The organism is Halomonas citrativorans (assembly GCF_014898005.1).
In the GTDB taxonomy this organism is placed as follows: Bacteria; Pseudomonadota; Gammaproteobacteria; order Pseudomonadales; family Halomonadaceae; genus Vreelandella; species Vreelandella citrativorans.
The window spans coordinates 81,114-105,639 of record NZ_JABUYX010000001.1; the positions used below are offsets into that span (position 1 = coordinate 81,114).

The 24,526-nt window shown below is 54.8% G+C and carries 24 protein-coding genes and 1 tRNA gene; 17 read left to right on the forward strand and 8 right to left on the reverse strand.

The features are described from left to right. Positions 1-181 precede the first annotated feature (181 nt). Complete coding sequence (locus INT20_RS00285) at positions 182-1,129, forward strand: AEC family transporter (protein WP_192528553.1); 948 nt, start codon at positions 182-184, stop codon at positions 1,127-1,129. A 67-nt stretch (positions 1,130-1,196) separates the two neighbouring features. Beyond that, a tRNA-Arg gene (locus INT20_RS00290) sits at positions 1,197-1,273 on the forward strand. Between the two features lie 4 nt (positions 1,274-1,277). Here INT20_RS00290 and INT20_RS00295 read toward each other — a convergent pair. Beyond that, the gene (locus tag INT20_RS00295; protein WP_193056249.1) at positions 1,278-2,642 is read right to left on the reverse strand and encodes an aminotransferase-like domain-containing protein; all 1,365 of its coding nucleotides are present in this window, start codon (positions 2,640-2,642) and stop codon (positions 1,278-1,280) included. Positions 2,643-2,820: 178 nt separating this feature from the next. Here INT20_RS00295 and INT20_RS00300 point away from each other — a divergent pair, with 178 nt between their 5' ends. The 7 genes from INT20_RS00300 (at position 2,821) to hmpA (ending at position 9,042) form a co-directional block, all read left to right on the forward strand. Next, complete coding sequence (locus INT20_RS00300; protein WP_193053870.1) at positions 2,821-3,054, forward strand: hypothetical protein; 234 nt, start codon at positions 2,821-2,823, stop codon at positions 3,052-3,054. A gap of 2 nt (positions 3,055-3,056) precedes the next feature. Beyond that, positions 3,057-4,409, forward strand: coding sequence for a tripartite tricarboxylate transporter permease (locus INT20_RS00305; protein WP_192528551.1), 1,353 nt, complete (start codon positions 3,057-3,059; stop codon positions 4,407-4,409). Between the two features lie 99 nt (positions 4,410-4,508). After that, positions 4,509-5,768 carry a hydroxymethylglutaryl-CoA reductase, degradative gene (locus INT20_RS00310; protein ID WP_193056250.1) on the forward strand — a complete coding sequence of 420 codons (1,260 nt, stop codon included), beginning with the start codon at positions 4,509-4,511 and terminating at the stop codon, positions 5,766-5,768. 9 nt (positions 5,769-5,777) lie between these two features. Continuing rightward, entirely contained in the window at positions 5,778-6,683 is a 906-nt protein-coding gene (locus tag INT20_RS00315) for a hydroxymethylglutaryl-CoA lyase (RefSeq protein WP_193056251.1), read from the forward strand. 121 nt (positions 6,684-6,804) lie between these two features. Further along, positions 6,805-7,044, forward strand: coding sequence for a DUF333 domain-containing protein (locus tag INT20_RS00320; protein WP_193056252.1), 240 nt, complete (start codon positions 6,805-6,807; stop codon positions 7,042-7,044). 129 nt (positions 7,045-7,173) lie between these two features. Further along, positions 7,174-7,665 (forward strand): CreA family protein, encoded by a 492-nt coding sequence (locus INT20_RS00325; protein ID WP_193056253.1) that lies wholly within the window; start codon positions 7,174-7,176, stop codon positions 7,663-7,665. Between the two features lie 207 nt (positions 7,666-7,872). Further along, a complete protein-coding gene (hmpA, locus tag INT20_RS00330) occupies positions 7,873-9,042 on the forward strand; it encodes an NO-inducible flavohemoprotein (protein ID WP_193056254.1) in 1,170 nt (389 codons plus the stop codon). A gap of 148 nt (positions 9,043-9,190) precedes the next feature. Here the strand turns inward: hmpA and INT20_RS00335 are convergent, their stop codons facing one another. The 4 genes from INT20_RS00335 to INT20_RS00350 all read right to left on the reverse strand — a co-directional run bounded on the left by INT20_RS00335 (position 9,191) and on the right by INT20_RS00350 (position 12,925). Next, positions 9,191-10,168, reverse strand: a complete 978-nt coding sequence (locus tag INT20_RS00335; RefSeq protein ID WP_193056255.1) for a cation diffusion facilitator family transporter — start codon at positions 10,166-10,168, stop codon at positions 9,191-9,193. Then, on the reverse strand, positions 10,165-10,779 hold the full coding sequence (locus INT20_RS00340; protein WP_226911978.1) for a transporter substrate-binding domain-containing protein: 615 nt from the start codon (positions 10,777-10,779) through the stop codon (positions 10,165-10,167). Before INT20_RS00340 ends, INT20_RS00335 begins: the two co-directional genes overlap by 4 nt. A gap of 267 nt (positions 10,780-11,046) precedes the next feature. Further along, entirely contained in the window at positions 11,047-11,376 is a 330-nt protein-coding gene (locus INT20_RS00345; RefSeq protein WP_192528543.1) for a four-helix bundle copper-binding protein, read from the reverse strand. 373 nt (positions 11,377-11,749) lie between these two features. Further along, positions 11,750-12,925, reverse strand: coding sequence for an alpha-hydroxy acid oxidase (locus tag INT20_RS00350; protein WP_193056257.1), 1,176 nt, complete (start codon positions 12,923-12,925; stop codon positions 11,750-11,752). Positions 12,926-13,039: 114 nt separating this feature from the next. Here INT20_RS00350 and INT20_RS00355 point away from each other — a divergent pair, with 114 nt between their 5' ends. The 8 genes from INT20_RS00355 (at position 13,040) to uxuA (ending at position 21,706) form a co-directional block, all read left to right on the forward strand. After that, positions 13,040-13,786, forward strand: coding sequence for a GntR family transcriptional regulator (locus tag INT20_RS00355; RefSeq protein ID WP_193056258.1), 747 nt, complete (start codon positions 13,040-13,042; stop codon positions 13,784-13,786). Beyond that, positions 13,783-14,994, forward strand: a complete 1,212-nt coding sequence (gene manD / locus INT20_RS00360) for a D-mannonate dehydratase ManD (protein WP_192526269.1) — start codon at positions 13,783-13,785, stop codon at positions 14,992-14,994. The genes INT20_RS00355 and manD overlap by 4 nt, the downstream gene beginning before the upstream one ends. A 30-nt stretch (positions 14,995-15,024) precedes the next feature. After that, on the forward strand, positions 15,025-16,047 hold the full coding sequence (locus INT20_RS00365; protein WP_193053860.1) for a Zn-dependent oxidoreductase: 1,023 nt from the start codon (positions 15,025-15,027) through the stop codon (positions 16,045-16,047). Positions 16,048-16,125: 78 nt separating this feature from the next. After that, complete coding sequence (locus tag INT20_RS00370) at positions 16,126-17,094, forward strand: TRAP transporter substrate-binding protein (RefSeq protein ID WP_193056259.1); 969 nt, start codon at positions 16,126-16,128, stop codon at positions 17,092-17,094. A gap of 83 nt (positions 17,095-17,177) precedes the next feature. Next, on the forward strand, positions 17,178-17,759 hold the full coding sequence (locus INT20_RS00375; RefSeq protein ID WP_193053858.1) for a TRAP transporter small permease: 582 nt from the start codon (positions 17,178-17,180) through the stop codon (positions 17,757-17,759). A gap of 2 nt (positions 17,760-17,761) precedes the next feature. Next, complete coding sequence (locus tag INT20_RS00380; RefSeq protein ID WP_192526273.1) at positions 17,762-19,045, forward strand: TRAP transporter large permease; 1,284 nt, start codon at positions 17,762-17,764, stop codon at positions 19,043-19,045. Positions 19,046-19,047: 2 nt separating this feature from the next. Further along, positions 19,048-20,520: a mannitol dehydrogenase family protein gene (locus INT20_RS00385; RefSeq protein ID WP_193053857.1), complete on the forward strand. Its 1,473-nt coding sequence runs from the start codon at positions 19,048-19,050 to the stop codon at positions 20,518-20,520. 10 nt (positions 20,521-20,530) lie between these two features. Further along, positions 20,531-21,706, forward strand: coding sequence for a mannonate dehydratase (gene uxuA / locus INT20_RS00390; protein WP_193053856.1), 1,176 nt, complete (start codon positions 20,531-20,533; stop codon positions 21,704-21,706). Positions 21,707-21,823: 117 nt separating this feature from the next. Here the strand turns inward: uxuA and INT20_RS00395 are convergent, their stop codons facing one another. From INT20_RS00395 to INT20_RS00405, 3 genes are read right to left on the reverse strand one after another with little or no spacing between them, the layout of a single operon-like run. Then, positions 21,824-22,519, reverse strand: coding sequence for an HAD family hydrolase (locus tag INT20_RS00395; protein WP_226911979.1), 696 nt, complete (start codon positions 22,517-22,519; stop codon positions 21,824-21,826). Then, on the reverse strand, positions 22,516-23,490 hold the full coding sequence (locus INT20_RS00400) for a 2-hydroxyacid dehydrogenase (RefSeq protein WP_193056260.1): 975 nt from the start codon (positions 23,488-23,490) through the stop codon (positions 22,516-22,518). Before INT20_RS00400 ends, INT20_RS00395 begins: the two co-directional genes overlap by 4 nt. Before the next feature lie 35 nt (positions 23,491-23,525). Beyond that, positions 23,526-24,494, reverse strand: coding sequence for a sugar kinase (locus tag INT20_RS00405; protein ID WP_193056261.1), 969 nt, complete (start codon positions 24,492-24,494; stop codon positions 23,526-23,528). Positions 24,495-24,526: the final 32 nt, after the last annotated feature.

The following is a 24,526-nucleotide window of genomic DNA, read 5'->3' on the forward strand; positions in this document are numbered from 1 at the left end:
CAAAGGGTGCAACAGCGTGGAGGTTAACGCAGCGACCGACCAGGCCCTTCAGGAACTCTTTGATTACGTTATTAGGTCACGACAGCTATGCTGTTCGGCGTCTGCCTTTCTTGATATGCATTCGATAAACTACCCGCCACCGCAAACTGAAAGGGCACGCTGAATTGGCTGAGGCAACACTGTGAACCTACTTGAATTGTTTACTCAAACACTTGATATCACCTTACCCGTGTTTGCCATGGTTTTTCTGGGGATTGGCTTAAAGCGCCTGGGGTGGATTGATCGCACCTTTGTCACCACCGCGTCTGCGTTGGTGTTTAAAGCCACGCTGCCCACCTTGATTTTTTTAAGTTTGATTAAAGCCGATATTAGCGTTGCGCTGGATATCTCGTTAATGGTGTTTTTTGCCATCGCCACACTGGGGCAGTTTGTGTTGAGTTGGCTATGGGCACACTTTCGCGTTCCTTATGCCGAGCGCGGGATTTATGTTCAAGGAGCTTTTCGCGGTAATTGCGGTGTCGTTGGGCTGGCGCTGGCAGCGGGCATGTACGGCAACTATGGGCTGTCAACGGGCAGCCTGTTGGTTGGAGTGGTCATTATTATGTACAACGCGCTATCGGTAGTGGTGCTGACCGCGTATCAAACGGAACAAGCCGCTAACTGGCGCAGCATTCTCAAGCATATTGCGACGAACCCGCTGATTATCTCAGTGATTGTGGCCTTACCGTTTACCGCTTTTTCCATTTCGCTCCCCAGTTGGGTGATGACCTCTGGGGATTATTTTGCGTCGCTCACGCTACCGTTGGCGTTGATCTGTATTGGCGCAACGCTCTCGATGTCCAGCATTCGAGATAAAAGCGACATTGCGGTGAGCTCCAGCATTATGAAGATGGCCATCTTGCCTGTGCTCTCTACCGTAGCTGCCTGGCTGTTAGGCTTTGAAGGCGAACAGTTGGGTTTGTTGTTCCTCTTTTTTGCCAGCCCCACCGCCGCCGCCAGCTTTGTCATGGTAAAAGCCATGGGCGGCAACGCAGGCCTGGCCGCCAACATCATTGCGATCACCACCTTAATGGCCAGTATTTCGGTAACACTGGGCATTTTTGCGCTGCGTTTGTTGGGATGGGTGTAAGAAGGGCAGAGGCGGGTTGGAGTGTTATCTGTAACACGTTATACTGTGCGCCCCTTCTGCAAGCAAAGTCTCTGTAGCTCAGTAGGATAGAGCAGCCGCCTCCTAAGCGGCAGGTCGCAGGTTCGACTCCTGCCAGGGACGCCAAATCCTACCCCAAACAACGCTCAAGAAACCCTAAAAACCGATGATCATTAGCGTAGGCAATATGCATACGCATGGACGATGCGTCCGGCCCATTAGGGCGTAGTGAAAAGATGCTGCCAGGGGCAATGAAAATACCTTCGTCCGAGGCTTTTTTGGCTAGCAGCATTGCGTCAATGTTGTTCGGCAGGCGCGCCCATAAGTAATAACCTTCCCCTGGCCCCTCTATATTCTCAAGCCCCACCTCTTTCAACGCGGTAATGGTACTGGCGCTGGCCTTGGTAATGCGTTCGCGAAGCTGTACCAGGTGGCGGCGGTAACGCCCGTGGTTAATCATGTCGTGAATTAGGCGCTCGCTGAAGGTAGAGCTGTTAACGACGGTGACCATTTTGATATCGGTAAGTGCATTAACCAGCGCAGGGTTTGCCGCTAAATAGCCCGAGCGAATGCCGGTGGAAAGCGTCTTGGAAAACGTGCCTACGTAAATCACGCGACTCAGGTCATCCAGGGCTGCCAGGTGGGCGCTTCCTCGGTGGAGCAGGTCGGCAAAGGCGTCGTCTTCTACCAGTATCAGGTTGTAGCGCTCTGCGAGTGTCAGTAGCCGGTACAGCTGGTTAAGTGAAAGGGTAGAGCCTGTCGGGTTGTGAGCATTGGGCTGTAGAAAGAAAACATTGGGGCGGTATTGAATAATTTTGCGCTCAAGGTCATCAAGGTCCAACCCTTCGTGGCTGCGCGAAACGCCAATCAGCTTCGCCTTGGCCAGGCGCAGCTTGCCAAATAACGGGTAATAGCCGGGCGTTTCCACCAGAACTCGGTCGCCGGGGGCGATCAGGTGGCGAATAATAAGATCGAAAGCGTGATTGGCGCCGAAGGTCAGCAGTACCTGTTCATGGGAAGCATGAATAGAGCGTCCGGCCAATACCCTGGCAATCGTTTCACGCAGTGGGAGATACCCTTGTGGGGCACCGTACTCGATATCATCGTTGCCGATGGACGTTAGCCGCTTGGCCTGACGTGCAAGCGCCGCGCCGCCCATCCAGCTAGCGGGTGCTCGGCCGTCGCCTACCCGCACCTGAAAATTACCTACTAACTGCTCTCTCAAAAGCGAGACGCTATCAACGGCTTCATTTAGCTCGTGGGTCTTTTCCAGCGCTTCAAGCGCGGGTGGCTGCGTAACAAAAAAGCCGGCTCCTTGCCGGGCGCGCAACCTGCCCAGTGCAATCAGCTGATCATAGGCATCAACAATCGTGTTTTTCGAAACCCCATGCTGGCGGGCGGCTTCGCGTATAGAGGCGAGCCTGGCACCCGGTGCCAGGCGGCCTTCTTCGATAGCCTTGAGGATGGTGTCAGCCACGTGTCTGGATTTCGACATGGTAGGTGCCTCCCGTAAATGGGCTAAACCCAACCCGGTGAAATCAGTGTACCTCTCTTTTGATAGGTACAGTACCTCGTACAATCTCACTAACTGTACCTGTCAGTAAGCCGCAAGTTTACCCATCATGAGCGGCATTAAAAAAGAAACATCCATAATAAATTCAAGGAGACACGCTATGGCTGAGCAAAAGAACCGGTTTCTCAATGTGTGGGATGACACGGTGAGTGGGAGAGACCTCCTGCTGTCACTGTGTATTTCTACGCCGTTAACACTAGGCGGCTATCTGCTTGCCCCGGCGCAGCCTCCGCTTCCGCTTATTCTGGGGCTAAGCGGCGCTATTCTGGGGTTCTTCATCAATGCGCTGCTGTTTCGCCCTAAGCGGCAGCTGCAAACCGGTGAGGAGACGTAGTAATGGATCCCGTCTTATTACTTCAAATGCTGGCGGCCGCTATTATTGCTGTCGTCGTTTATACCGCCATTGGCGTTGCGCCGGGTACTGATGAAACCGCCGTACTGGCTCCCGTAATCTTGGCGCTGGTGGTCGCAGGTATACCGCTTCCCGTGGTGCTGGCTTTCTTTATGGCGGCAATCGTTGCCAAGAAGCTGACCGACTCTATCCCCGTTTCGGTAGCCGGTATACCGGGCGGGGTGATGTCGGCCCCTATGGTCGAGCACGCGCTGATTCTAAAGCGGGAAGGGCACGCCACCCTGGCGATTCGTAAAATGGCCTCCGGTTCGGTCATAGGTACACTCGTCGCGATACCCATCAGCCTGTTCCTCGCCTTTCTGTTAACGCCGCTAGCCGATGTGCTTGGCCAGTACGCCAGCCAGATTTTCTTTGGCGGTGCCGTATTTCTGGCGCTGATGAGCAAGGAGAAAGTCATCAGTCTGATCAGTATTGTGCTGTTGGCGGCTCTGATCCAGGGGTTACGGCACCTGTATTGGGGAATGGGCGTCATTCCAGAAGGACAGACGGTCTTCATTTCGTTCTTTTTGGGCATCACCATTGGTCCGATGATGTTTAATCTGGCGCAGCTTACGGTCAACAGTGAGCGCCATAAAATGGTGGAGTCTGAGCCCAAGCAGATCCAGATCTACGGTGACGACGAGAAAGGGCAGCTACCTAATCCGTTTCGTATTCTGACGCGCCAGGAAACCGCCTCGGCCGCGGCAAGCTCCGTACTGGGCTCGGTTACGTTCTTCATGAGCCCAGTGGGCATCACGATTTTTCTGGGCGAGGTAATGTCGAGCTGGGTGAAGGGCACGGTCAATAAGGCCAGCCGAGCGCTCTCTTCAATGGATGCGGTCACCAATGCTTCTTACATCGCGGGCATCTTGATTCCCCTGGCGGCGCTGGGCATTCCCATGAGCCCCATGGCGATTGGTCCGGGTAATGCCTTCTTCAACGCACCGCCGGTGCTGACGCTTGAGCAGAACGCTCACCACTTGATGAGTTTTTCTGAAATTACCATCGCCAGCATTTTGGGCGCCGGTGTCGCTTTGCTGATTACTTACCCGATTGCGGTTCGGTACGCGCGGCGTATCTGCATCTTTGTCTTCAAGCACATTCCCCACGAAGCGTTTCTGGCGATGTTCTTCTCGCTGGTCATGCTGCTCGCCTATATGGATGCTGGCGTAATGGGCATTTTGGGCGTGATGGTGTTGGCACTGATGGCGGGCCTGCTCAACCGATGGGGCGTCAACTACGGTGTGCAGTTCATGACGCTATATGCCGCACCGTGGATTTTAGGGCTGCTTGCTTAATACGTTTGGTCCATGCCTGAAGCATATGCAGCGTCCTGGTAAACCGCCTGCTTCAGGCACATTTACTTATTCAATCTCAATTGATCAGAGGCATTATCAATGGCACACAGCACATCACGCATTCCCGGTTTTTATCAGCTTCCCCCCAGCGAGCGGCTTGATAAAGTCATTGAAATAGCCGGACTTGGCAGCGAGGTTCGCGCGCATTTTTCCGATACGGGCAATATTTCGTCAGCCACTGCCGATGCCATGATCGAGAATGTCATCGGTACGCTGAACCTACCCATCGGGGTTGCTACCAATCTGGTCATTGATGGCGAGGAACAGCTGGTGCCCATGGCGACCGAGGAGTCCTCCGTGGTCGCCGCCGTCTGTAATGCGGCCAGGCAGTGTCGCGCCTCGGGCGGGTTTTATACCGATACGTCAGAACCCATCATGATTGCACAGGTGCAGTTGCTGGATGTGCCCAATCCTGAGTTTGCGCGCCTCCGGCTACTTTCCGAGTTTGAGCAGGTAAAAAGCATTTGTGATGCTACCGACCCGGTGTTGCTGCAGCACGGGGGCGGTTTTCGCGAGCTGGAAGTGCGCGTGCTCGACAACATGCTGATCGTGCATCTGCTGGTGGATGTGCGTGACGCCATGGGCGCTAATGCCGTCAACTCGATGGCGGAAGCCGTCGCACCTTCTCTGGCAGAGTGGAGTGGTGGCCGCAGCTGCCTGCGTATTCTTTCCAACCTTGCAGATCGGCGCATTGCGCGAGCGCGTGCTACCTGGAAGCTCGAAGATCTTGGTGGCGAGTCGGTACGTGACGGCATGCTTAATGCGTATCGCTTTGCTGATCAGGACCCTTACCGGGCAGCCACCCACAACAAAGGCATCATGAACGGGGTAAGCGCTGTCGTGCTGGCAACCGGTAACGATACCCGTGCGGTGGAAGCGGGCGCGCATGCCTACGCCGCGCGTACCGGGCGCTACCGTTCCTTGACACATTGGGAGGCTGATAGCGAAGGGAACCTGACCGGTACGCTGGAAATGCCCATGCCGGTAGGCCTGGTGGGCGGCGCTACTCGCTCGCATCCCAGTGCTCGGCATTGCCTGGATATTTTGGGTGTAAAAACAGCGGATCGCTTGGCGCGTATTATCGTCGCAGTAGGGTTGGCGCAAAATTTTGCCGCCATGAAGGCGCTGGCAACCACAGGTATTCAGAAAGGCCATATGGCGCTGCACGCCAAGAATATCGCAGTGATGGCCGGGGCCGAAAATGAGGAAGTTGACCGGATCGCGGCGCTGCTTGTGGATGGCGGTAAGGTGCGTGTGGATATCGCCCAACAGCTTCTTGAACAGTTGCGTCACGGATAAGGAGAAGACATGACCCTGCCATCCTCTGTGCGTCTGGTCGAGGTCGGCCCGCGCGACGGTTTGCAAAATGAACAGGCGCGCGTGCCGACTCATCTGAAACTTGCGTTCATCCAGCGCCTGGTAGAAGCGGGCTGTACTAATGTCGAGGCGGCGAGCTTCGTGTCGCCTCGCTGGGTGCCTCAGATGGCTGATCACCGGGAGGTAATGCAGGGTGTTGAGCGGCGCCCCGGCGTCGTCTATTCAGCCTTGACGCCTAACCTGAAAGGCCTGGAGGCGGCGATTGAGTGTGGTGTTGAAGAGGTCGCTGTATTTGGTGCGGCGAGCGAAGCCTTCTCGCACAAGAACATAAACTGCTCTATTGCCGAGTCGCTCGAACGCTTTGAGCCGGTGGTCGCCCGTGCGCGTCAGGCCGGGCTGCGCGTGCGGGGGTATGTTTCCTGCGTGCTTGGCTGCCCTTATGAGGGAGAAGTCGAACCTTTACAGGTGGCGCGGGTGGCCAAGGCGCTATACCAGATGGGCTGTTATGAGGTATCGCTGGGCGATACGATTGGCACCGGCACGCCATCCAAAGCCAAGCGTATGCTGGCGGCTGTTGCCGCCCAAGTCCCGGTGAATAATCTGGCCGCTCACTTTCATGATACCTACGGTCAAGCACTTGCTAATCTCTATGCGGTGCTGGAAGAGGGCGTAAGCGTTATTGATAGCTCCGTCGCCGGTTTGGGTGGCTGCCCCTATGCCAAAGGGGCTTCTGGCAATGTGGCCAGCGAAGATGTGGTGTATATGCTTGAAGGTTTGGGTATCGCGTCAGGCATCAATTTAAACGCGCTAGCAAGAACAGGGGATTGGATCACGCAAGCGATCAACGCCCCTAACCGGTCACGCGCGGGCAGCGCCTTGATGGCAGCAGCGGTATAACGGCCTTGGCTGTTCTCCTTTGGCCCGGGAAAGCCAGAATATTGACTATAGTGAACCAGGCGCAGGCGTTCTTGGACGCCAATGAACGCTGTTCAACACATTGACGCAAAGGGAGGCGCGAATGGCTCGTTATGGCCTGTTGGCTTTGATAGCCATTGCACTGGCTGGGTGTTCAACGCAAGGTACGGCGGATGGTGCACAAGAAGCACACCGCTATGCCGTTGAGTACTGCGAACGTGAGGGTGGGGAAGTGCGCAGTCGTGAATCTGGTGGTACTCAACGTGATTACTGCCATTTAGTTGAAGGCCGCGTTGTTGAAGTGAATATGCTGTATCGAACCGAAGGGTTGAGAAACGATTGATACACAAGGCGGGCGTTCTCTTTGTTGGCCCATTTCGGCATTAGGATTAATGCGGCTCCTCTGAATAGGCGCACTCAGGTATGCTCGTCGCCTACTTATTACCTCGTCGCTTCTTCAAGGACACTGCCCATGTTGTCGTCTAACCGTATCGCCAGTGCATCGTTGGCGGGTTTACTTGCTCTGCTTCCTGCCTCGTTATTGGCTCAGGAGGCGCATATTGGTAGCGTGCGCACCGAGTTCAGAATGCTGGGGCCCAACAATACCATTGAAGTCGAGCGGTTCGATGACCCGAAAGTGCAGGGTATCTCCTGTTATATTTCCTACTCCCAGATTGGTGGGATTTCAGGCGCGATTGGGCTTGCTGAAGAAGCTAGCGAAGCAAGCGTGGCCTGCAGGCAAACAGGCGCGATTGTTTTTAATCCCGATGAGATAGATCCGCAAGAGGTGGTGTTCACCCAGCGCCGCTCGGTGCTCTTCAAGAATATGCGCGTAGTGCGCATGCATGATACTGAAACACAAACCTTTGTGTATCTGACCTATAGCACAAAGCTGGTGGATGGCTCGCCAAAAAATGCGGTTACCGCTGTGCATTATGGCGATCTAACGCCGGGTACGCGCTGATAAAAAGTAGCTCTGTTAATAGCAGGGAAGGCGCTGGGCGCGCATTGCCTAAACTCTGTGTTCAATAGGTGGTGTCAGGGTCATTGGCATTTTTCTTTTCCCCATGAGGAGCGATTTATTGACGCAGCTCATGCCATGGCTTGCTGAAATCTGATATTTTAAAGGTGCATTTAAAATGAATCTTTAAGCTATAGGGAAGAGGCCGCCATGCTCACACCGGCACAAGAACAGATCATTGCTGCTACAGCCCCCGTTGTGGCTGAGCATCTCGATACGATTACCCAGCGCTTTTATCCGTTAATGTTTGAGCGCTATCCTGAGGTGAAGTCACTTTTCAACCAAACGCATCAGCAAAATGGCGGGCAGCCACGAGCGCTGGCAGGTTCCATTCTGGCGTATGTGCAGGTTCGCCAGAATCCTGAAACGGCGCGCCACATTATGGAAACCGTGGTTAATAAGCATATCTCGCTGGATATTCAGCCGCACCAGTACCCGATTGTTGGGGAATGCCTGATGGAGGCTATCGGTGAGGTGCTGGGCGATGCGGTGACGCCTGAAGTGGCGGATGCCTGGGGGGCGTTGTACCAAGAGCTTGCCGCTTTGTTGATCGAGCTTGAAGAGCAGCGCTATCAGGAGTTCGAGCAGCGCCTTGGCGGCTGGCGCAGCACGCGGCGCTTTCGTATTGAAAAAATACAGCAGGAGAGTAGCGTTATTCGCTCGTTCATCCTGGTGCCTGAAGATGGCGGCCCAGTCGCAAACTATACGCCCGGCCAGTATATCGGCGTGAAGCTTATGATTGATGGCGAGCCGGTACATCGGCATTACAGCTTGTCAGGTATGCCGGATGGGCGTTCTTACCGCTTGTCTATCAAGCGTGAACCTCACGGGCTTGCCAGCCGCTATTTTCATGACCAACTAAACGTAGGCGATACGATTGAGCTGCTGCCGCCAGCGGGTGAAATGACACTCGTACCGGGCGATGAGCCCCTGTTGTTGGTGAGTGGCGGCATCGGTCAAACGCCCTTACTGCCGATTGCTCAAGAGGCGCTGCAACAAGGCCGTAAGGTTGCTTATCTGCATGCCGCGATAGACGCTGAGCACCGTGCCTTTGCGACCACGCTACAGGAGTTGGCACACGCGTATCCTGAGCAGTTAAGCGTCGTCACCGTATTTGAGCAGGATGACAGCGGTGACTACCAGGGGCGTATCAGTGATGAGCTTTTGGCGAAACATATCGTGTCCGGCGAGCGCTGTTACTTTGTCGGGCCTCATGGCTTTATGAGTGCGGTGGATGAAAGCCTGACTCGCTTGGGTGTGCCCGAGTCACACCGCCACTTCGAGCACTTCGGCCCGGCGAAGGCGTTAGACATCGCTTAGTCGAATAGTATCGAACCGCCTCCTTCGCCGTGGGTGAATGCGAAAGAGGCGGCCTTGAGTTTAGAACATCGTTAATCCGCTAGGCCAAAGCGGTTCAGGAACAGGGGTTATGAAAACAGGATTATGAAAAAAGGTCATGAAAAAGCAGTTATGAAGGAGTGGCATTGGCGGGGGAAGGTATGTGCTCTTCATTGGGCCATGCGGTAACGACAACTTCATAAATGCGCCAGTCGTAATTATTAAGGTGCTGAGAGGCTTCTTTCAGATGCTGCGCCAAATCATCATTACTATGCGGGGTGACAAAGGCCTCGCCGCTGAAGATGGGGCCTTCTTCACGTAAGCGTACCGAGGCGGCGGCTACCCAAGGCATGGCGCAAAGTTCGGCCTCAAGTGCTTCTTCCATGTGCTCCGGCTTTTCGCGAGACGTAAAATGAGGGCGGCGATCAAGCAGGTCGCCTACGGCCTCCTTTAAATTGGTAATGCCATCCTTGGTAACATCCAAGGCAATAATGGCCGCAGCAACTGCGTCTGCCCACCAAAAACCGGCCCCTACGCCCAGCACGCCTACAATGGCAGCCATCCCGGTCATCCAGTCAGCTTTACTCATTTTGCCATCCGCAAAGACGGTTTTCTCATGCACTTTGGCGGCGGCTTTGGTCTGTAAGCGCCCGATAATAACCGGTGGAATGACACTGTAGATAAGCACGCCAACCATCACCCAGCCCATCCATATCGTCTCACCAAACAGCGTGATGGCGCCGATACTGGGGTGCTCCTGGTGGGCAAGCTTTAGCAACGAGTCTCCTAGTAAAAACAGGCCCATCGCGCTTAGTGCAGTGGCGGTGCATAAAAAGGCAATGATCGTGGCACGTTGATACCCATAAGGGTAGGTCTTATTAGGCGGGCGATTGCGAAACCGGACGGCCAGCAAGAAAGCGATAGGCGGAATGAGCGACAGCATGTCTTCCAGCCATGCGACTTTCATTGCCTGGCTGTTGCCCAATACCGAACCCAGTACCGCTACAATGGAAAGACGAAACGCTAAATTCCACCATTCAAGGCGGATCAGGTAGTCGAGATCCTGCTGTTTCTCCGGAGGCAGGTGATAAAGCTTGCGTATTTTCATTGTTCAGCCTCCAGCTGTTGAAGGCGTTGTTCAATACCGGGGTAGCTATTTAAATGGCGCTGTACGACCAGCATCCAGGCATTTTCTCCTTTGGGTAGCGCCATAACATGCTGGTCGGTGGCGATTTCCCACTCTCCAACCTGATAGTTATGCGCATGAAGCCACCAGGAGGGGTTGGCAACCGCTTGGTTTAGTGCATCAAGATTGGAAGTGGGGCGGGGAATCGCGCCCTCTTTCTTAAGCGCATGGGCGATATGATTAACGGCAGGAAGGGCGACCTCAACACCTTCAAGATGGCGGGGTAAGGAAGTGCTTCTGGGTACCCCGACTGAATAGCGGCTCTCATAGTAGGCCTTGGTGGGGGTGGCGAGGGCGCTCACATTTGAATCCTGAGTAAGCCCACCGGCCACCAGGTCAAGCTGGTATTGGGAGAGCGCCGCTAACAGGTTTCCTTCGCTATCCCAGTGCCAGTTAACGGTGGCATCCATATCTTCTGCAAGCGCACGAATGATGTCGACTTCCAGCCCTGCCGGGCCTTGGTCAGTATGTATGACCCAAGGCGGGTTCTCGGACAGGCCAACGTTCAGCTCCCCGCCCTGCATCTCTGTCATGGGGCGTTCAATATTGGCTGGATAACGGCAACCTGCCAAAGCGAAAACTGCACAAATGAGCAGCATGTGGGTCCAAAAAACGCATGATATAAAGCTATCCTTGCTTTGCATCGTATAGCCGCTCCCGTTAAGGGGATGTAGATAACCGCTCATTAATAAGGTTTACAAAAAAGTGAGCATAGGGTTGCTCAAGCCTTGCTCACTTTATACATTAGGCGTAATCAGCTATTTTCCAAATGAAGGGCTGGGTTTAGCAGCGCTGCCTTTTTATGCCACCATTGATGCACATAGGCTGGCGCACAGATGACATGCTTGGGCGCACTCTTGGCAGTGCTCTGCGTCATGTTGGTCGCATTCATCACCGCACTTTTGACAGATATCCGCACACAGCTGGCAGACATCCTGAGCATATTCGCTATTCTGGGCCATAAAGGAGACGGCCAACCGGCAAATTTGTGCACACTGAATATCTAACCGAATACATTCAGCCATGTGCTCAATGTTGGGTTCTTGAAGGCAGGAGGCCGCGCAGTTATCGCAATAGACCGCACATATATTACAGGCTTCGATGCACTCTTTAAACTTCGGTATACTCACGTTATTACCTCCTTTATGAAGATGCGCCTTTACACTAATTTAGTTTGAAGAATAGCTGGAAAAGGCGTTTACGCTTAATAAGTAGTTGATGATGCTAGCCATTGTTTGATAGTAGGATCTAAGTGGGTATTTTGCGTAGGAGAAGAGAATCTTTAATATTTTTTAAACCCTGTGGCACAGGTTGCTCTTTTTCTTTTAATGTTTCTGGCTTGGTTTATGCAGCATGAAAGAAGATAAGCAATAGCGTAATAGAGAGGGTTTTTATGTATGGATCGTTAATGTTGTTGTGTCAGTAACCTGGTTTTTTAAACGCAATTGCAAGCGCTGAGCATACGCAATTGCGTTATAGGTAATCAGAGGTTTCATAAGTAATTCAACGTGGTCGCTTGACCAGGCACGCTGAGGTTAAATCCTCAATATTGGTGTGGCCCAACAAGCCTAACGTTCTGTCTACTTCTCCTCTCAGCAGGTTTAAAGCATGCGCTGCACCCGCTTGGCCACCCGCCGCAAGCCCGTAAAGCGTCGCTCTTCCAAGCCAAACGGCGTCTGCGCCTAATGCCAGTGCTTTTATAATATCGGTGCCGCGCCGAAACCCGCTATCCACAAACACATGGCAGCGTTCCCCTACGCAGGCTTTTACGTCGGCCAGGGTATCCATGGGCGAGAGCGAGTGATTGAGCTGCCTTCCACCGTGGTTGGAAAGCACGATACCGTCAACGCCAAGTTTTACGGCCTGCTCGGCTTCTTCCGGCGCCAGAATTCCTTTGAGAATTATCTTGCCTGGCCACGTCTCACGTAACCAGGCAATGTCTTCCCAGTTAAGCGACGGGTCCAACTGCGAGCCGATAATTTGCGATGCGCCTTGGGCGCCACGCTTTCCCGGTGGCAGAAGCTCATCCAGGTTTTTAAAGGTAGGTAGGCCGGGCAGCAACACATCCAGCATCCAGCGAGGCTTGGTCATCATGTGTGCCAGGTTGGCGAAGGTGGGGTTCATGGGCCGCCGGAAATTGCGCACGTCCCACTCACGGTTGCCGTAAATGGCGCTATCCGTAGTGATCACAATGGCTTCAAAACGGGCGTCCTGGCAGCGCTTAATAAGCGATTTTACGAAGGCTCGGTCACGATAGAAGTACAGCTGCATCCACGCCGTCAAGCCTTCAATGGCCTGGATATCTTCCATGGCGGTGGTAGAGACATTGCTCAGCACAAACGGGATATTCGCATCGCGGGCGGCACAGGCAAGTTTTCGGTCGCCATCACGCGTCAGCATGCCGTTAAATCCTGTTGGACCAATCGCTACTGGCATTTGGTAAGAACGGTCAAACAGTGTGGTGCTTAAATCCCGCGTACCCACCTTTGTCATTGTTCTGGGTTCAAACAGGTATTGATCAAACACAGTGCGATTATGATGCAGCGTATGTTCATCATCGCTTCCGCCATACACATATTCAAACACGAAGTTCGGCAGTCTTTTTTTGGCGATGCGTTCAAGATCGTTGATATTTATTGATTTCTTATAGTTTGAACCCGTGTAAAGCTGGCGTTTCATGTGCGTTACCTTCAACCAAAGTATAGGGCGTTTAGGCTTTTGTTTGTCTCGCCATACTACCATACTAGTTGTATCAGATAAGGGCGTCATGCCCCTTTACCCAGGCGGCGGCAGATGAGTGATACAAACACTACGCTACAAGCGCTATGGCAGGAGACGTCGGAGACCGAGTCGGTGCGTCAGCGTCTTTACCAGGTACTGCGCCAGTCGATTATTCAAATGGTGTTGGAACCTGGCCGAGCGCTATCTGAAAAAGAAGTGGCGGACGCTTTTTCGGTCAGCCGTCAGCCGGTGCGCGAGGCCTTTATCCGTCTTTCTGAAACAGGGCTCGTCGAAGTCCGGCCACAGCGTGGTACTTATGTGGTCAGAATATCTCAGCGAGCAGTGCTTGAAGCGCGCTTTGTACGTGAGGCGGTTGAGGTAGCGGTAGTGCGTCAGGCAACGGTCAAAGGGCTTCCCGACGAAGTGCTCACCGAGTTACACGACTTGCTGGAGCGCCAGCGCCGCTGTATTGAGCCGCACGACACCATTCGTTTCTACCGTCTTGATGAGCATTTTCACAAAACGCTGTCGCTGGGCGTTGGCCAACAGGCCGCCTGGAAGGTTATCAAAGAGGTGAGGGCGCAACTGGACCGTGTACGCTACTTAAGTGTTCCTGACACCACACCGATTGCCCGTTTGATTGAACAGCACGCCGATATTATGGCGGCGATTGAAGCCCGCGACGTAGCGCTTGCCGAGCAATCCATGCGGCGCCATTTGCGTGAAATTTTTGTTTCACTTCCCGATTTAGTACAGCGGTTTCCCGAGATGTTCGATACTCAGGAAACGGTATCCCTCATTGAGGAGGCAACCCCATGAAAATCGAACACGCCTATACCATTGTCACCTCGCCGGGGCGCAATTTCGTTACCTTGAAAATCGTTACCGACCAGGGGACCTACGGTATCGGAGATGCCACGCTAAACGGTCGGGAAATGGCCGTGGTCGCCTATTTGGATGAGCATGTAATCCCGGCCTTGATTGGCCGTGATCCTCAGCGCATCGAAGACATTTGGCACTACTTGTATCGTGGTGCTTACTGGCGCCGTGGCCCGGTTACCATGAGCGCGATTGCCGCTGTCGACATGGCCCTTTGGGATATCAAAGCGAAACTCGCGGGTATGCCGCTTTACCAACTGCTGGGCGGCAAGAGCCGCGACCGCGTGATGGTGTATGGCCACGCCACCGGGCGCGATATCGATTCGTGCCTTGAAGAGGTCGCCCGCCATGTAGACGAAGGCTATAAAGCCGTGCGCGTGCAGGCTGGTGTGCCAGGCATCGCAAGTATTTATGGCGTTGCCAAAAAAGACGGCGAACCCTACGAGCCTGCGGATGCCGATTTACCCGCCGAGCACGTATGGAGTACCAGCAAGTACTTGAACCATGTGCCCAAACTGTTTGCTGCCGTACGCGAGCGCTTTGGTGATGATCTGCATATTCTGCACGATGTTCACCACCGCCTAACGCCCATTGAAGCAGCCCGCTTGGGCAAGGAAGTTGAGCCTTATCATCTTTTCTGGCTTGAGGACTGCGTACCGGCTGAAAACCAGGAGGCGTTTGGTCTTATACGTCAGCACACCACCACACCGCTAGCGGTAGGTGAGGTATTCAATAGTATTCATGATGCCAAAGCGCTGATCGAAAACCAGTGGATCGACTATATTCGTGCCACGCTGACTCACGCTGGTGGCATCACTCACGTGCGCCGTATTGCTGATTTAGCGGGTCTTTACCACGTGCGTACCGGTTTCCACGGGCCGACCGATCTTTCTCCGGTGTGCTTGGGGTCAGCTATTCACTTTGATACCTGGGTGCCTAACTTTGGTATTCAGGAGTACATGCCGCATACCAGCGCGACTGACGAGGTGTTTCCTCACGATTACCGTTTTGAGGATGGCCACTTTATCGTGGGCGAAACGCCTGGGCATGGCGTGGATATCGACGAAGAGCTTGCCAAGCAATATCCCTATAAGCGTGCCAGCCTGCCGGTTAACCGGTTGGAAGACGGCACTCTTTGGCATTGGTGACCTAACGAACGGGTAAGGAGTTTTGCATCCATGAAAGCATTTCAGGTCAAGGCGCCCCATGACTACCAGGTCGCCGATGTTGAAGTACCCACCGCCGCCGCAGGCGAAGTACGGGTGCGCGTAGCGTTTGCCGGTATCTGCGGTTCGGACATGCATATTATCCACGGCGATAACGCCTTTGTGCGCTTTCCGCGTATCACGGGCCACGAATTTGCGGGCGTTATTGACGCGGTTGGCGAAGGCGTAGCTGATGTTTCGGTGGGTGATCGCGTTTGCGTTGACCCGGTTATTAGTTGCGGCACCTGCTACCCCTGCCGTATTGGCCGCCCCAACGTGTGCGGCGCCCTTGAAGTCATTGGTGTACACCGTAACGGCGGTTTTGAAGAGTTCGTGGCGGTGCCCGCAGCGAATGTTCACAAGCTGCCGGAGCATATCAGCCTGGACGCCGCTGCCCTGGTAGAGCCCTACACCATTGCCGCCAACGTGCTGGACCGCATGCAGCCGCACCCCGGTGATCGGCTGCTGATTTTGGGCGCAGGCGTGATCGGCATGACGATCCTGCAGATGGCCCGGGCCTTGGGCATTGAAGAGATCATCGTCACCGATGTTATCAATGAGCGCTTGGAGGCCGCTAAAGCGCTGGGCGCCACGCACGTTCTCAACAGCCGTGAGCAGGATGTCGAAAAAGAGGTGCTGGCTCTAACCCAGGGTGAAGGCGTACCGCTGATTGCCGACGCTGCATGTGTGCCGGCGTTGCTTCCCCAGATGCTGCGGCTGGCATCGCCCGCGGGCCGTATTGGTCTGCTCGGGTTCAGCGTTCAGCCAAGCGATCTGGTGCAGCTTGAAGTGATCAAAAAAGAGCTGACGCTGGTCGGCTCACGGCTTAATAATCGTAAGTTTCCGGAGGTGCTAGCGTTAATGGCAAGTGGCAAGCTGGACCCGTTGGCGTTGGTTAGCCATCGGTTACCGCTGAGCGATATGCCGGGTGCTATCGATATGCTTGACCACCGTCCTGAAGAAGCTCGTAAAGTGCTGATTCAAGTCAGTGCTTAACGACGCCCATTCACATTAACCATTCACATTAACTACGCGCACTAACAATCAACAATGCAAAGTGCAGGAGCGATAAAAATGATCAAGAAGCTATTAACCAGTGCGGTACTTGGAACGGTTCTTCTCAGTGCGCAATCCGCGCTGGCCGCCGACTACACGCTACGCTTTGGCCACTTGGCCAACGAGCAGAATATCTGGCACCAGGCGGCCGAGAAGTTCAAGGAAGAAGTAGAAGCCAACTCTGACGGCCGTATTGAAGTTCGCCTTTACCCCAGCGAGCAGTTGGGTAGTGAAATGGATGTGATCAACAGCATTCAGCTGGGCACAGCGGACATGACGATTACCGGCGAGAGCCTGCAAAACTGGGCGCCCAAGGCGGCCATGATGGCCGTGCCTTATGCCTTCCGCGACTCCGAGCATCTGCACGCAGCCGTTAATGGTGAGATCGGCACCGAGATTGAAGAGCAGATCACAGAGCGTACCAACTTGGTGCCCTTGGCCTGGTTTGAGCGTGGCCCTCGCGAGCTGACCTCCAACCGTCCGATCCGCACGCCAGAGGACTTAAACGACTTACGCCTGCGCGTACCTAACGTGCCGCTTTTCGTGGATACCTGGCAGGCAATGGGCGCACGCCCAACGCCCATGGCGTTCAGTGAAGTGTTCACCGCACTTCAGCAGAACACTCTGGAAGGTCAGGAAAACCCGCTTAGCCTGATCGAAAGCGCCAGCTTCAACGAGGTGCAGGACTACGTCAACATGACCGGTCATGTGCGCAGCTGGATCTACGTTGTGATTGGCCGTAACCAGTTGGAAAACATGCCTGAAGATCTTCAGCAGGTGGTACGTGATGCAGCAGCGACCATGCAAGCGTATGAGTCAGAGCTGTTTATCGAAGACCAAACGCGTCTTGAACAGGCACTGCAAGAGCGGGGCATGGAGTTCGTTGAGGTGGATGTTGATGCCTTCGCTGAAGCGGCCCGTCCAGCGGTACTAGAAGCATTGACCCCTGAACAGCGTGAGATTTTCGACGCCATTCAAGGCCTGTAAGTCGGTAAGTAATGACGATGGGCTGGTCGTGCGCCAGCCCATCGTCTATCTGCAAGAGTGGTTTATCCCATGAGGATACGTTTATGAGCTCGGATCAAAAAGCGCTTGAGCAAGAAGCGTTGGAGAGTTTGGATTCGATGTCGGTAGTACCCAGGCTGCAAGGTCCTATTGGGCGCTTGATTGACTGGGTGGATACCTGTTTTCTAACCCTGGCTGTGCTTGCACTGGTCGCTATTGCGGGCACGGTGCTGTTGCAGGTGAGTTCTCGGCTATTTCTGCCGTTCTCCATTGCCTGGACAGAAGAGCTCTCGCGCTACCTGTTTATCTACATGGTGGCGCTCTCGGTCGGCGTGGTGATGCGCCAGCACCGCAATATCAGTGTCGAGCTGTTCCATCATATGCTTGGCCCACGCGTGAAAGCCGCGTTTCAGGCGCTGATCTGCTTGATGATTGGGGTATTTGCGTTTCTGGTGCTGCCCTATGCCTGGCAGTATGCCCAGAACGGTACCTGGCAGACCTCGCCAACGCTGCGGATTCCCATGCTGTATATCTTTTTCTCAACGGTAGTCACCTTTGCGCTACTCCTGGCTTATAGCGTGCTGGGGTGTCTTGAGGGAATTATCGCAATGTGTCGTCCCTCTGCCACCCGTAAACAGGAGTCGTAAGCATGGAAGTTATTATTCTGTTTAGTGTTTTTCTGATACTTCTCGTGGTGGGTATGCCCATTGCGTTTGCGCTTGGTATCGCCTCTGTATCGTATCTATTGCTGGAGGGCATTTCGCTCACCATCGTACCCCAGCGTATGTACGCGGGTATCGACACCTTCGTTCTGCTATGTATTCCGGGGTTTGTGCTGGCCGGTAATCTGATGAACGTGGGCAATATCACCGAACATATCGTGCGCTTCTCCAATGCGCTGCTTGGCCATATTCGCGGCGGGCTAGGCCTTGCCAACGTAGGCGGCTCGATGATTTTTGGCGGTATTTCCGGTACCGCTGTGGCGGACTCCGCGAGTATCGGCTCGGTGATGATTCCGGGCATGGCGCGCTCGGGCTATGACAAGCCCTTTGCCGCCGCGGTGACGGCCGCCTCGTCAACCATAGGGCCGATTATTCCACCCAGCGTGCCGATGATTATTGCAGGCTCATTAAGTGGTATCTCCGTAGGCCGGATGTTTTTGGCTGGTGCGGTGCCTGGCCTTTTAATGGGTCTGGCCATGATGGTCACGGTGTACATTCTGGCTGTTCGTCGCGGCTACCCCAAGGAGAAGCGCGTGCCGGTCCTGCAGCTTCTGCGCGAAGCGAAAACAGCCTTCTGGGCGCTGTTGATGACTGTGATTATTCTGTACGGCATCATTGGCGGCTTCTTTACGCCCACCGAAGCCTCGATTGTGGCCAGTCTTTACGCCCTGGTGGTAGGCATGTATGTCTACAAGGGGCTTACTTGGCGCAAACTGCCGGGCATTCTGGTCGATACCGTTTTGACCTCGTCAGCGCTTTTGTTGATGGTGGGCCTGGCTAACCTGTTCGGCTGGATTCTGACCAGCGAGCAGATTCCTCAGATGATCGCCACGCTGATTCTTTCCATCAGTGAAAACCCGCTGATCGTGCTGCTGATTCTCAACCTGATCCTGCTGTTTGTCGGCGCCTTCATGGAAACCATCGCCGCGCTGATCATTCTATTCCCGGCCCTCGTAGGCGTGGCCACCGGTGTGGGTGTGGACCCAGTGCACTTTGCCGTCATTGCCGTGCTTAACCTGATGATTGGCCTGACCACGCCGCCGGTCGGGGTGTGTCTGTTTGTCGTCGCTGGCATCGGTAAGCTGCCCATGCTTTCGGTAGCGCGAGCGATTGTCCCTTTCCTGCTATGCAACCTGGCAGTACTGATGCTGGTGACCTACGTACCGGCTATTTCACTCTGGCTGCCTAATCTGCTGATGGGGAGTAACTAGGCATGTCCATGAAACGTATTAATGCAGCGCCGCCATCCGGCCATATCAGCATTGTCCATCTTGGCTTGGGCGCGTTTCACCGTGCTCACCAAGCGGTTTATCTTGAGCGCTATCGCCAGCGCACAGGCGATGGCGAGTGGGGCGTATGTAGCGCCAATTTACGCTCGAGTGTTGACCTGGTAGATAGCCTGCGCAAGGCGGGTTACCACTATCAGGTGGCGGAATATGCCGACAGCCAGACGCTGACGCTACGCGAGATCGGCGTGATTGAAGAAACGCTGTTTTCCGGCCGCGATGCGTCGGGCAACTGGGGGCGGGATAGAGACGCGCTGCTTGAGCGGCTGGCGGCGCCAGCGACGCGTATTGTCACGCTGACCGTGACGGAAAAAGGGTATTTCCTGAACCCGGCCAGCGGTGAGCTGCGCCTGGATGACCCCATGGTAGCGGGCGATATCGCCTCACCTGGCGAGCCGCGGACCGCTCCTGGCTTACTGGTTGAAGCGCTGGCTCGGCGGCACGCCGCGGGCGTGGCACCGTTTACCGTGCTTTCGTGCGATAACATGCCACACAACGGTCAGCGTACTCGTAAAGCCGTGGTTAAGCTTGCCCAGCAGCGTAGTGCTGAACTTGCCGAGTGGATTGATGCGGAAGTGGCGTTTCCAAGCTCCATGGTCGACCGCATTGTGCCAGCGATGACCGACGCTGACTTTGAGCGCTTAGCTACCTTGGGCGTTGCTGATCCTAATGCCGTGGTGGGTGAGGCATTCTCGCAGTGGGTGGTAGAGGACAACTTCCCCACCGGGCGGCCAAGCTGGGAGGCCGACGGCGTAGAAATGGTCGCCGATGTTGCCCCGTTTGAAACCATGAAGCTGCGAATGTTGAACGGTAGCCATTCTCTGCTGGCCTATCTGGGTGCTTTGGAAGGTGTTGAAACGGTGTATGACGGCATCAACCAACCGGCACTGCGCGCGCTGCTGCGCCGCTACATGCTGGAAGAAGCCGCACCGACGCTTAATATGCCCGAAGGCACTGACCTTGCGGCGTACGCTGATTCGCTACTTTCACGCTTTACCAATGACAGCTTGCGCCACCGTTTGCAGCAGATCGCCATGGACGGCAGCCAGAAGCTGCCCCAGCGCTGGCTGAGCGGCGCTCTTGAGCGTATTCAAGTGGGTCAGGCATCGCCTTGCACTGCATTAGGAATGGCTGGGTGGATTCGTTATACCGATGGCCAAGAGCTAAACGGCAAGCTTTATACCGTTGATGATCCCATGGCAAAGCAGTTTGCTGAGCTACATCAGACTCACGGTGGCCAGCCGGTCGCGTTGGTAAACGCATTTTTAGCCATGGACGAAGTGGTACCGCCCGCGTTGGCAACACATCAGCCGTTTGTCGACGACGTAGTAGCGGCCTATCGCGCCTTAACGCAAGATGGGTTAAATGCCGCGTTAGCAGCGCTAGGCATCGAAGGATAGGGAGTTATTTATGGAGCATACCTGGCGCTGGTTCGGCCCTAACGATGCGATACGTCTTGAAGAAATTCGCCAGGCCGGTGCGACCGGCATTGTGACGGCACTGCATGAAATACCTAATCACCAAGTGTGGCCGGTCGAGGCTATTCAAGCGCGCAAGAACCTGATTGAGACCGCCGGGCTTCGCTGGTCGGTGGTTGAAAGTGTGCCGGTCCATGAAGCGATAAAGCAGGGCCTGCCCGAGCGCGATGCGTTGATTGCTACGTACTGCCAAACGCTACGTAATTTGGCAGCTTGCGGTATCGACACCGTTTGTTACAACTTTATGCCGGTGCTCGACTGGACGCGAACCGATCTCGTCCATGCACTGCCGGATGGTGCGCTGGCGCTGCGCTTTGATCACACCGCGTTTGCGGCGTTTGATCTCTATATTCTTAAGCGGCCAGGGGCCGAGGCTGAGTATAGCGAAGCGGATAAGAGTATGGCCCAACGCTACCTTGAGACGCTTGATCAGACCGCCCGCGACAAGCTGGTGACGACACTGATCGCCGGGCTGCCTGGGGCGGAAGAGCACTATACGCTGGAACAGTTTCGGGATGTACTGGCGGAGTATGCCGAGATTGATGCGCAAAAGCTGCGCGAAAATCTTGGCTGCTTTTTACAGGCGATTATTCCGGTGGCTGAAGAAGTCGGCATTCGTATGGCGATCCACCCGGATGACCCACCCCGGTCGCTTCTGGGCTTGCCGCGAGTGGTGTCAACTCATGAGGATGCACAGTGGGTGGTGGATCATGTGCCCAGCCCGGCCAATGGCCTAACGTTTTGCACCGGCTCTTATGGTGTTCGTGAAGACAACGACCTGGTTGCCATGGCTCGCCACTTTGCCCCGCATATTCACTTTATCCACCTGCGTGCCACAAAGCGCGAGGCGGACCCACGTTCGTTCCACGAAGCACCTCACCTGGAAGGTAACGTTGATATGGTCGGCGTTATCCAGGCACTGGTCGAAGAAGAGCGTCGCCGTGAAAAGGAGGGCGGGGCGCGCTTGCCGTTACGCCCTGATCATGGCCATCATATTCTTGACGACCAACAGCGTAAAACCGCGCCGGGCTACCCGCTTTATGGCCGTATGCGCGGGCTTGCCGAACTGCGCGGTATTGAGCTTGCGGTACGCCAGTTGATGGATTAAATAGCTATCTGAAGCGTGCTGAAAAGTAGCCCACCCTGAATCGGGACCTCAAAGAACCTCACTGCTTAAGCAGCCGTGGGGTTCTTTTTGTCGGTGCACTCGTGTGTCGGTAATTATCTAAGCGACTAAACGGGCAATCACGCTAGGCAATTCATTGGCATGCTGAATGCTAACGGCGCCTTCGGGCGTGCTCTCTTCATCAGGAAAGTGGTTAATATGGATAACGTGCATACCTGCAGCCAACCCGGCTTCTACGCCTACGGCCGCATCGTCGATCACAATGCACTGCTCGGGCGCGTAGCCCATTGCCGCCGCCGCCTTGCGGTAAAGCTCGGGGTCGGGTTTCCAGACATTCAGGGTATAAGCACTGAATAAATTCCCTTTAAAATGGTGGCCTAAACCAGTGCTTTCCATGGCACAGCGGATCTTGCGCTCGGGGCCGTTAGATACCACGGCTTTGGCGTAGCTGCTTAATTGATCAAGCGCATCTGGAATGCCAGCGATGGGTTCAAGCTCTGCCCGCATGCGGGCTTCCATGCGTGTCCGCATACCGGCTTCAAGCGTCGCCGCCTGGTCTTCTGTGAGGGGCTGAAAGCGCGCTTCTAACGTATTGACTATCGTGTGAAAGCGTACTCCACGAAACTCTTCCATATACTGACGCGCAGAGAACGGTAGGCCGAACTCCGGAAGAATGTCGCCCATTACCTCTGCAAGGAGTACTTCGCTGTCTACCAGCGTGCCATCGCTGTCAAACAGTAGGCAGTAAGCGGCGGTCGTTGCGCTGGGCGTTACTCTGGGCATAGCAGGACTCATTGGCGTACGTCCTCGTTAACCAGGTTAATGGGGGGCTTGCCCTGTAGGGCCAAGCGAATATTATCCACGGCGCGCTGAGCCATTGCCTGGCGAGTCTCATGTGTTGCGGACCCAATATGGGGCAGGGCAACGACGTTGGTCATGTTAAGTAGAGGGGAGGTGGCTGGCAGCGGTTCCTGCTCGAAGACATCCAGACCCGCTGCTTTAATGGTGCCTTTCTCAAGTGCGTCAATTAGCGCTGATTCATCGACGACTTTACCGCGAGCAATGTTGATGAAAATACCTGAGGACTTCATGCGTGCAAACTCGTCGGCACCGATTAGGTGCTTGGTCTCTGCGGTTAGCGGGACGGTCACACAGACAAAGTCTGCTTTTTCCAATAGTTCGTTAAGCTCACAGCGCTTGGCTCCTAGCTCTGCTTCGCGTTCAGGTTTGGGAGACGCGTTGGAGTAGAGAATCGACATGCCAAAGCCAAGTGCACCGCGCCGGGCAACCGCTTGGCCGATGCGTCCAAAACCTATCATGCCCAGCGTTTTTCCGTGTACGTCGTTACCAAAGTGATCAGGGCCAAGGCTAGCTTTCCAGTTGCCCGCTTTTACCCATTCGGCAAGCTCTGTTACCCGGCGTGCTGAGGCCATCACCAGCGCAAAACCGGTATCAGCGGTCGTTTCAGTGAGCACATCAGGCGTGTTGCACAGCAGAATGCCACGCTTGGTTAACTCATCCACGGGGATGCTGTCGTAACCCACCGAAATTGTCGAAATAACTTCAAGCGCGGGCGCCGCATCCAGTAATTCAGGTGTAATGGGCAGTCCTGAGCCGATAATGCCGTGTGCCTTCGATAGCATGTCGAGCACGCCTTGCTGAGTGGGATCAAGTGGCCCTGAGTGCTCAATAAGCTCAAAGTGTTGCGCTAGCGTTTCTTTTAGTGGATCGCCAAGTCGTCCTGTCACAATGATACTTTTTTTCATGCTATCTCCTCGTGTTGTGATCGTTACATGTGGCCTTAATGCTCAAGTTGTTCCAGCTTGTCCCTGGTGGGCAAACCTTCCATATCGCCGACGACTTGTACGGCCTGGGCGCCTACCAGATTGCCACGTTTAAGCGCATCACGAGCAGTTAGGCCATCCAGCAGTGCGCTGATCGCACCGACCGCGAAGCCATCGCCAGCCCCCACGGTATCAACAACGTTGGCGACCGGCTGGCCGGGCACGTTGATGCTTTCCAAAGAGCCTCCCAGCGTGCCGCGATAATAGCTGCCCTCTGGCCCCAGCTTGATGATAACGGCCTTGGCACCGCGCTCAAGGTAGAAGTCGGCAATCGCTTCGGGCGATTCGCAGCCGGTCAAAAGCCGCCCTTCGGAAAGTCCCGGTAGCACCCAGTCAGCAAGACTAGCCAGCTCATTTAAGGTATCACGCATGACAGCTTCGCTGGGCCAAAGTGATGGGCGTAAATTGGGGTCGAAGGAAATGCTGGCGCCGCTTTGGCGTGCCTGCTGCATCAAGTGGCGGGTTAATTCCAGGGCGCTTTTAGAAAGCGCGGGGGTAATGCCGGTAGCATGCAGATGAGTGAGCGACTGAAAATCGATGGAAGCGGCATCTTCAATGCTTAAGTGGCTGGCGGCACTTCCGCGCCTGAAGTACTCAACCCGTGGGTCGGCACCGTTTTCTGCGCGCTCTTTGAACATCAGCCCGGTGGGGTGGTGTTCATCAAGATGAATATACCGGTCGTCAACTCCTTCAGCTTTTAAAGACTGCTGAATAAACCTGCCCTGGCTGTCGGTGCCCACTCGGCTCAACCAGCCAACGTGAAAACCCAGGCGCGAAAGGCCGATAGCGACATTATTGTCGGCGCCTGCTAAACGGCGATGAAAGCTTTCGACTTCTGCTAGATCACCCGGTGTATTCGCCACCAGCATGGCCATGGCTTCGCCAAAGGTCAGTATCCGTGGGGAGGAGGACGTTGTATTTGCCATCAGGATATTCTCTTTTTAAGGGTGTTAAGGAT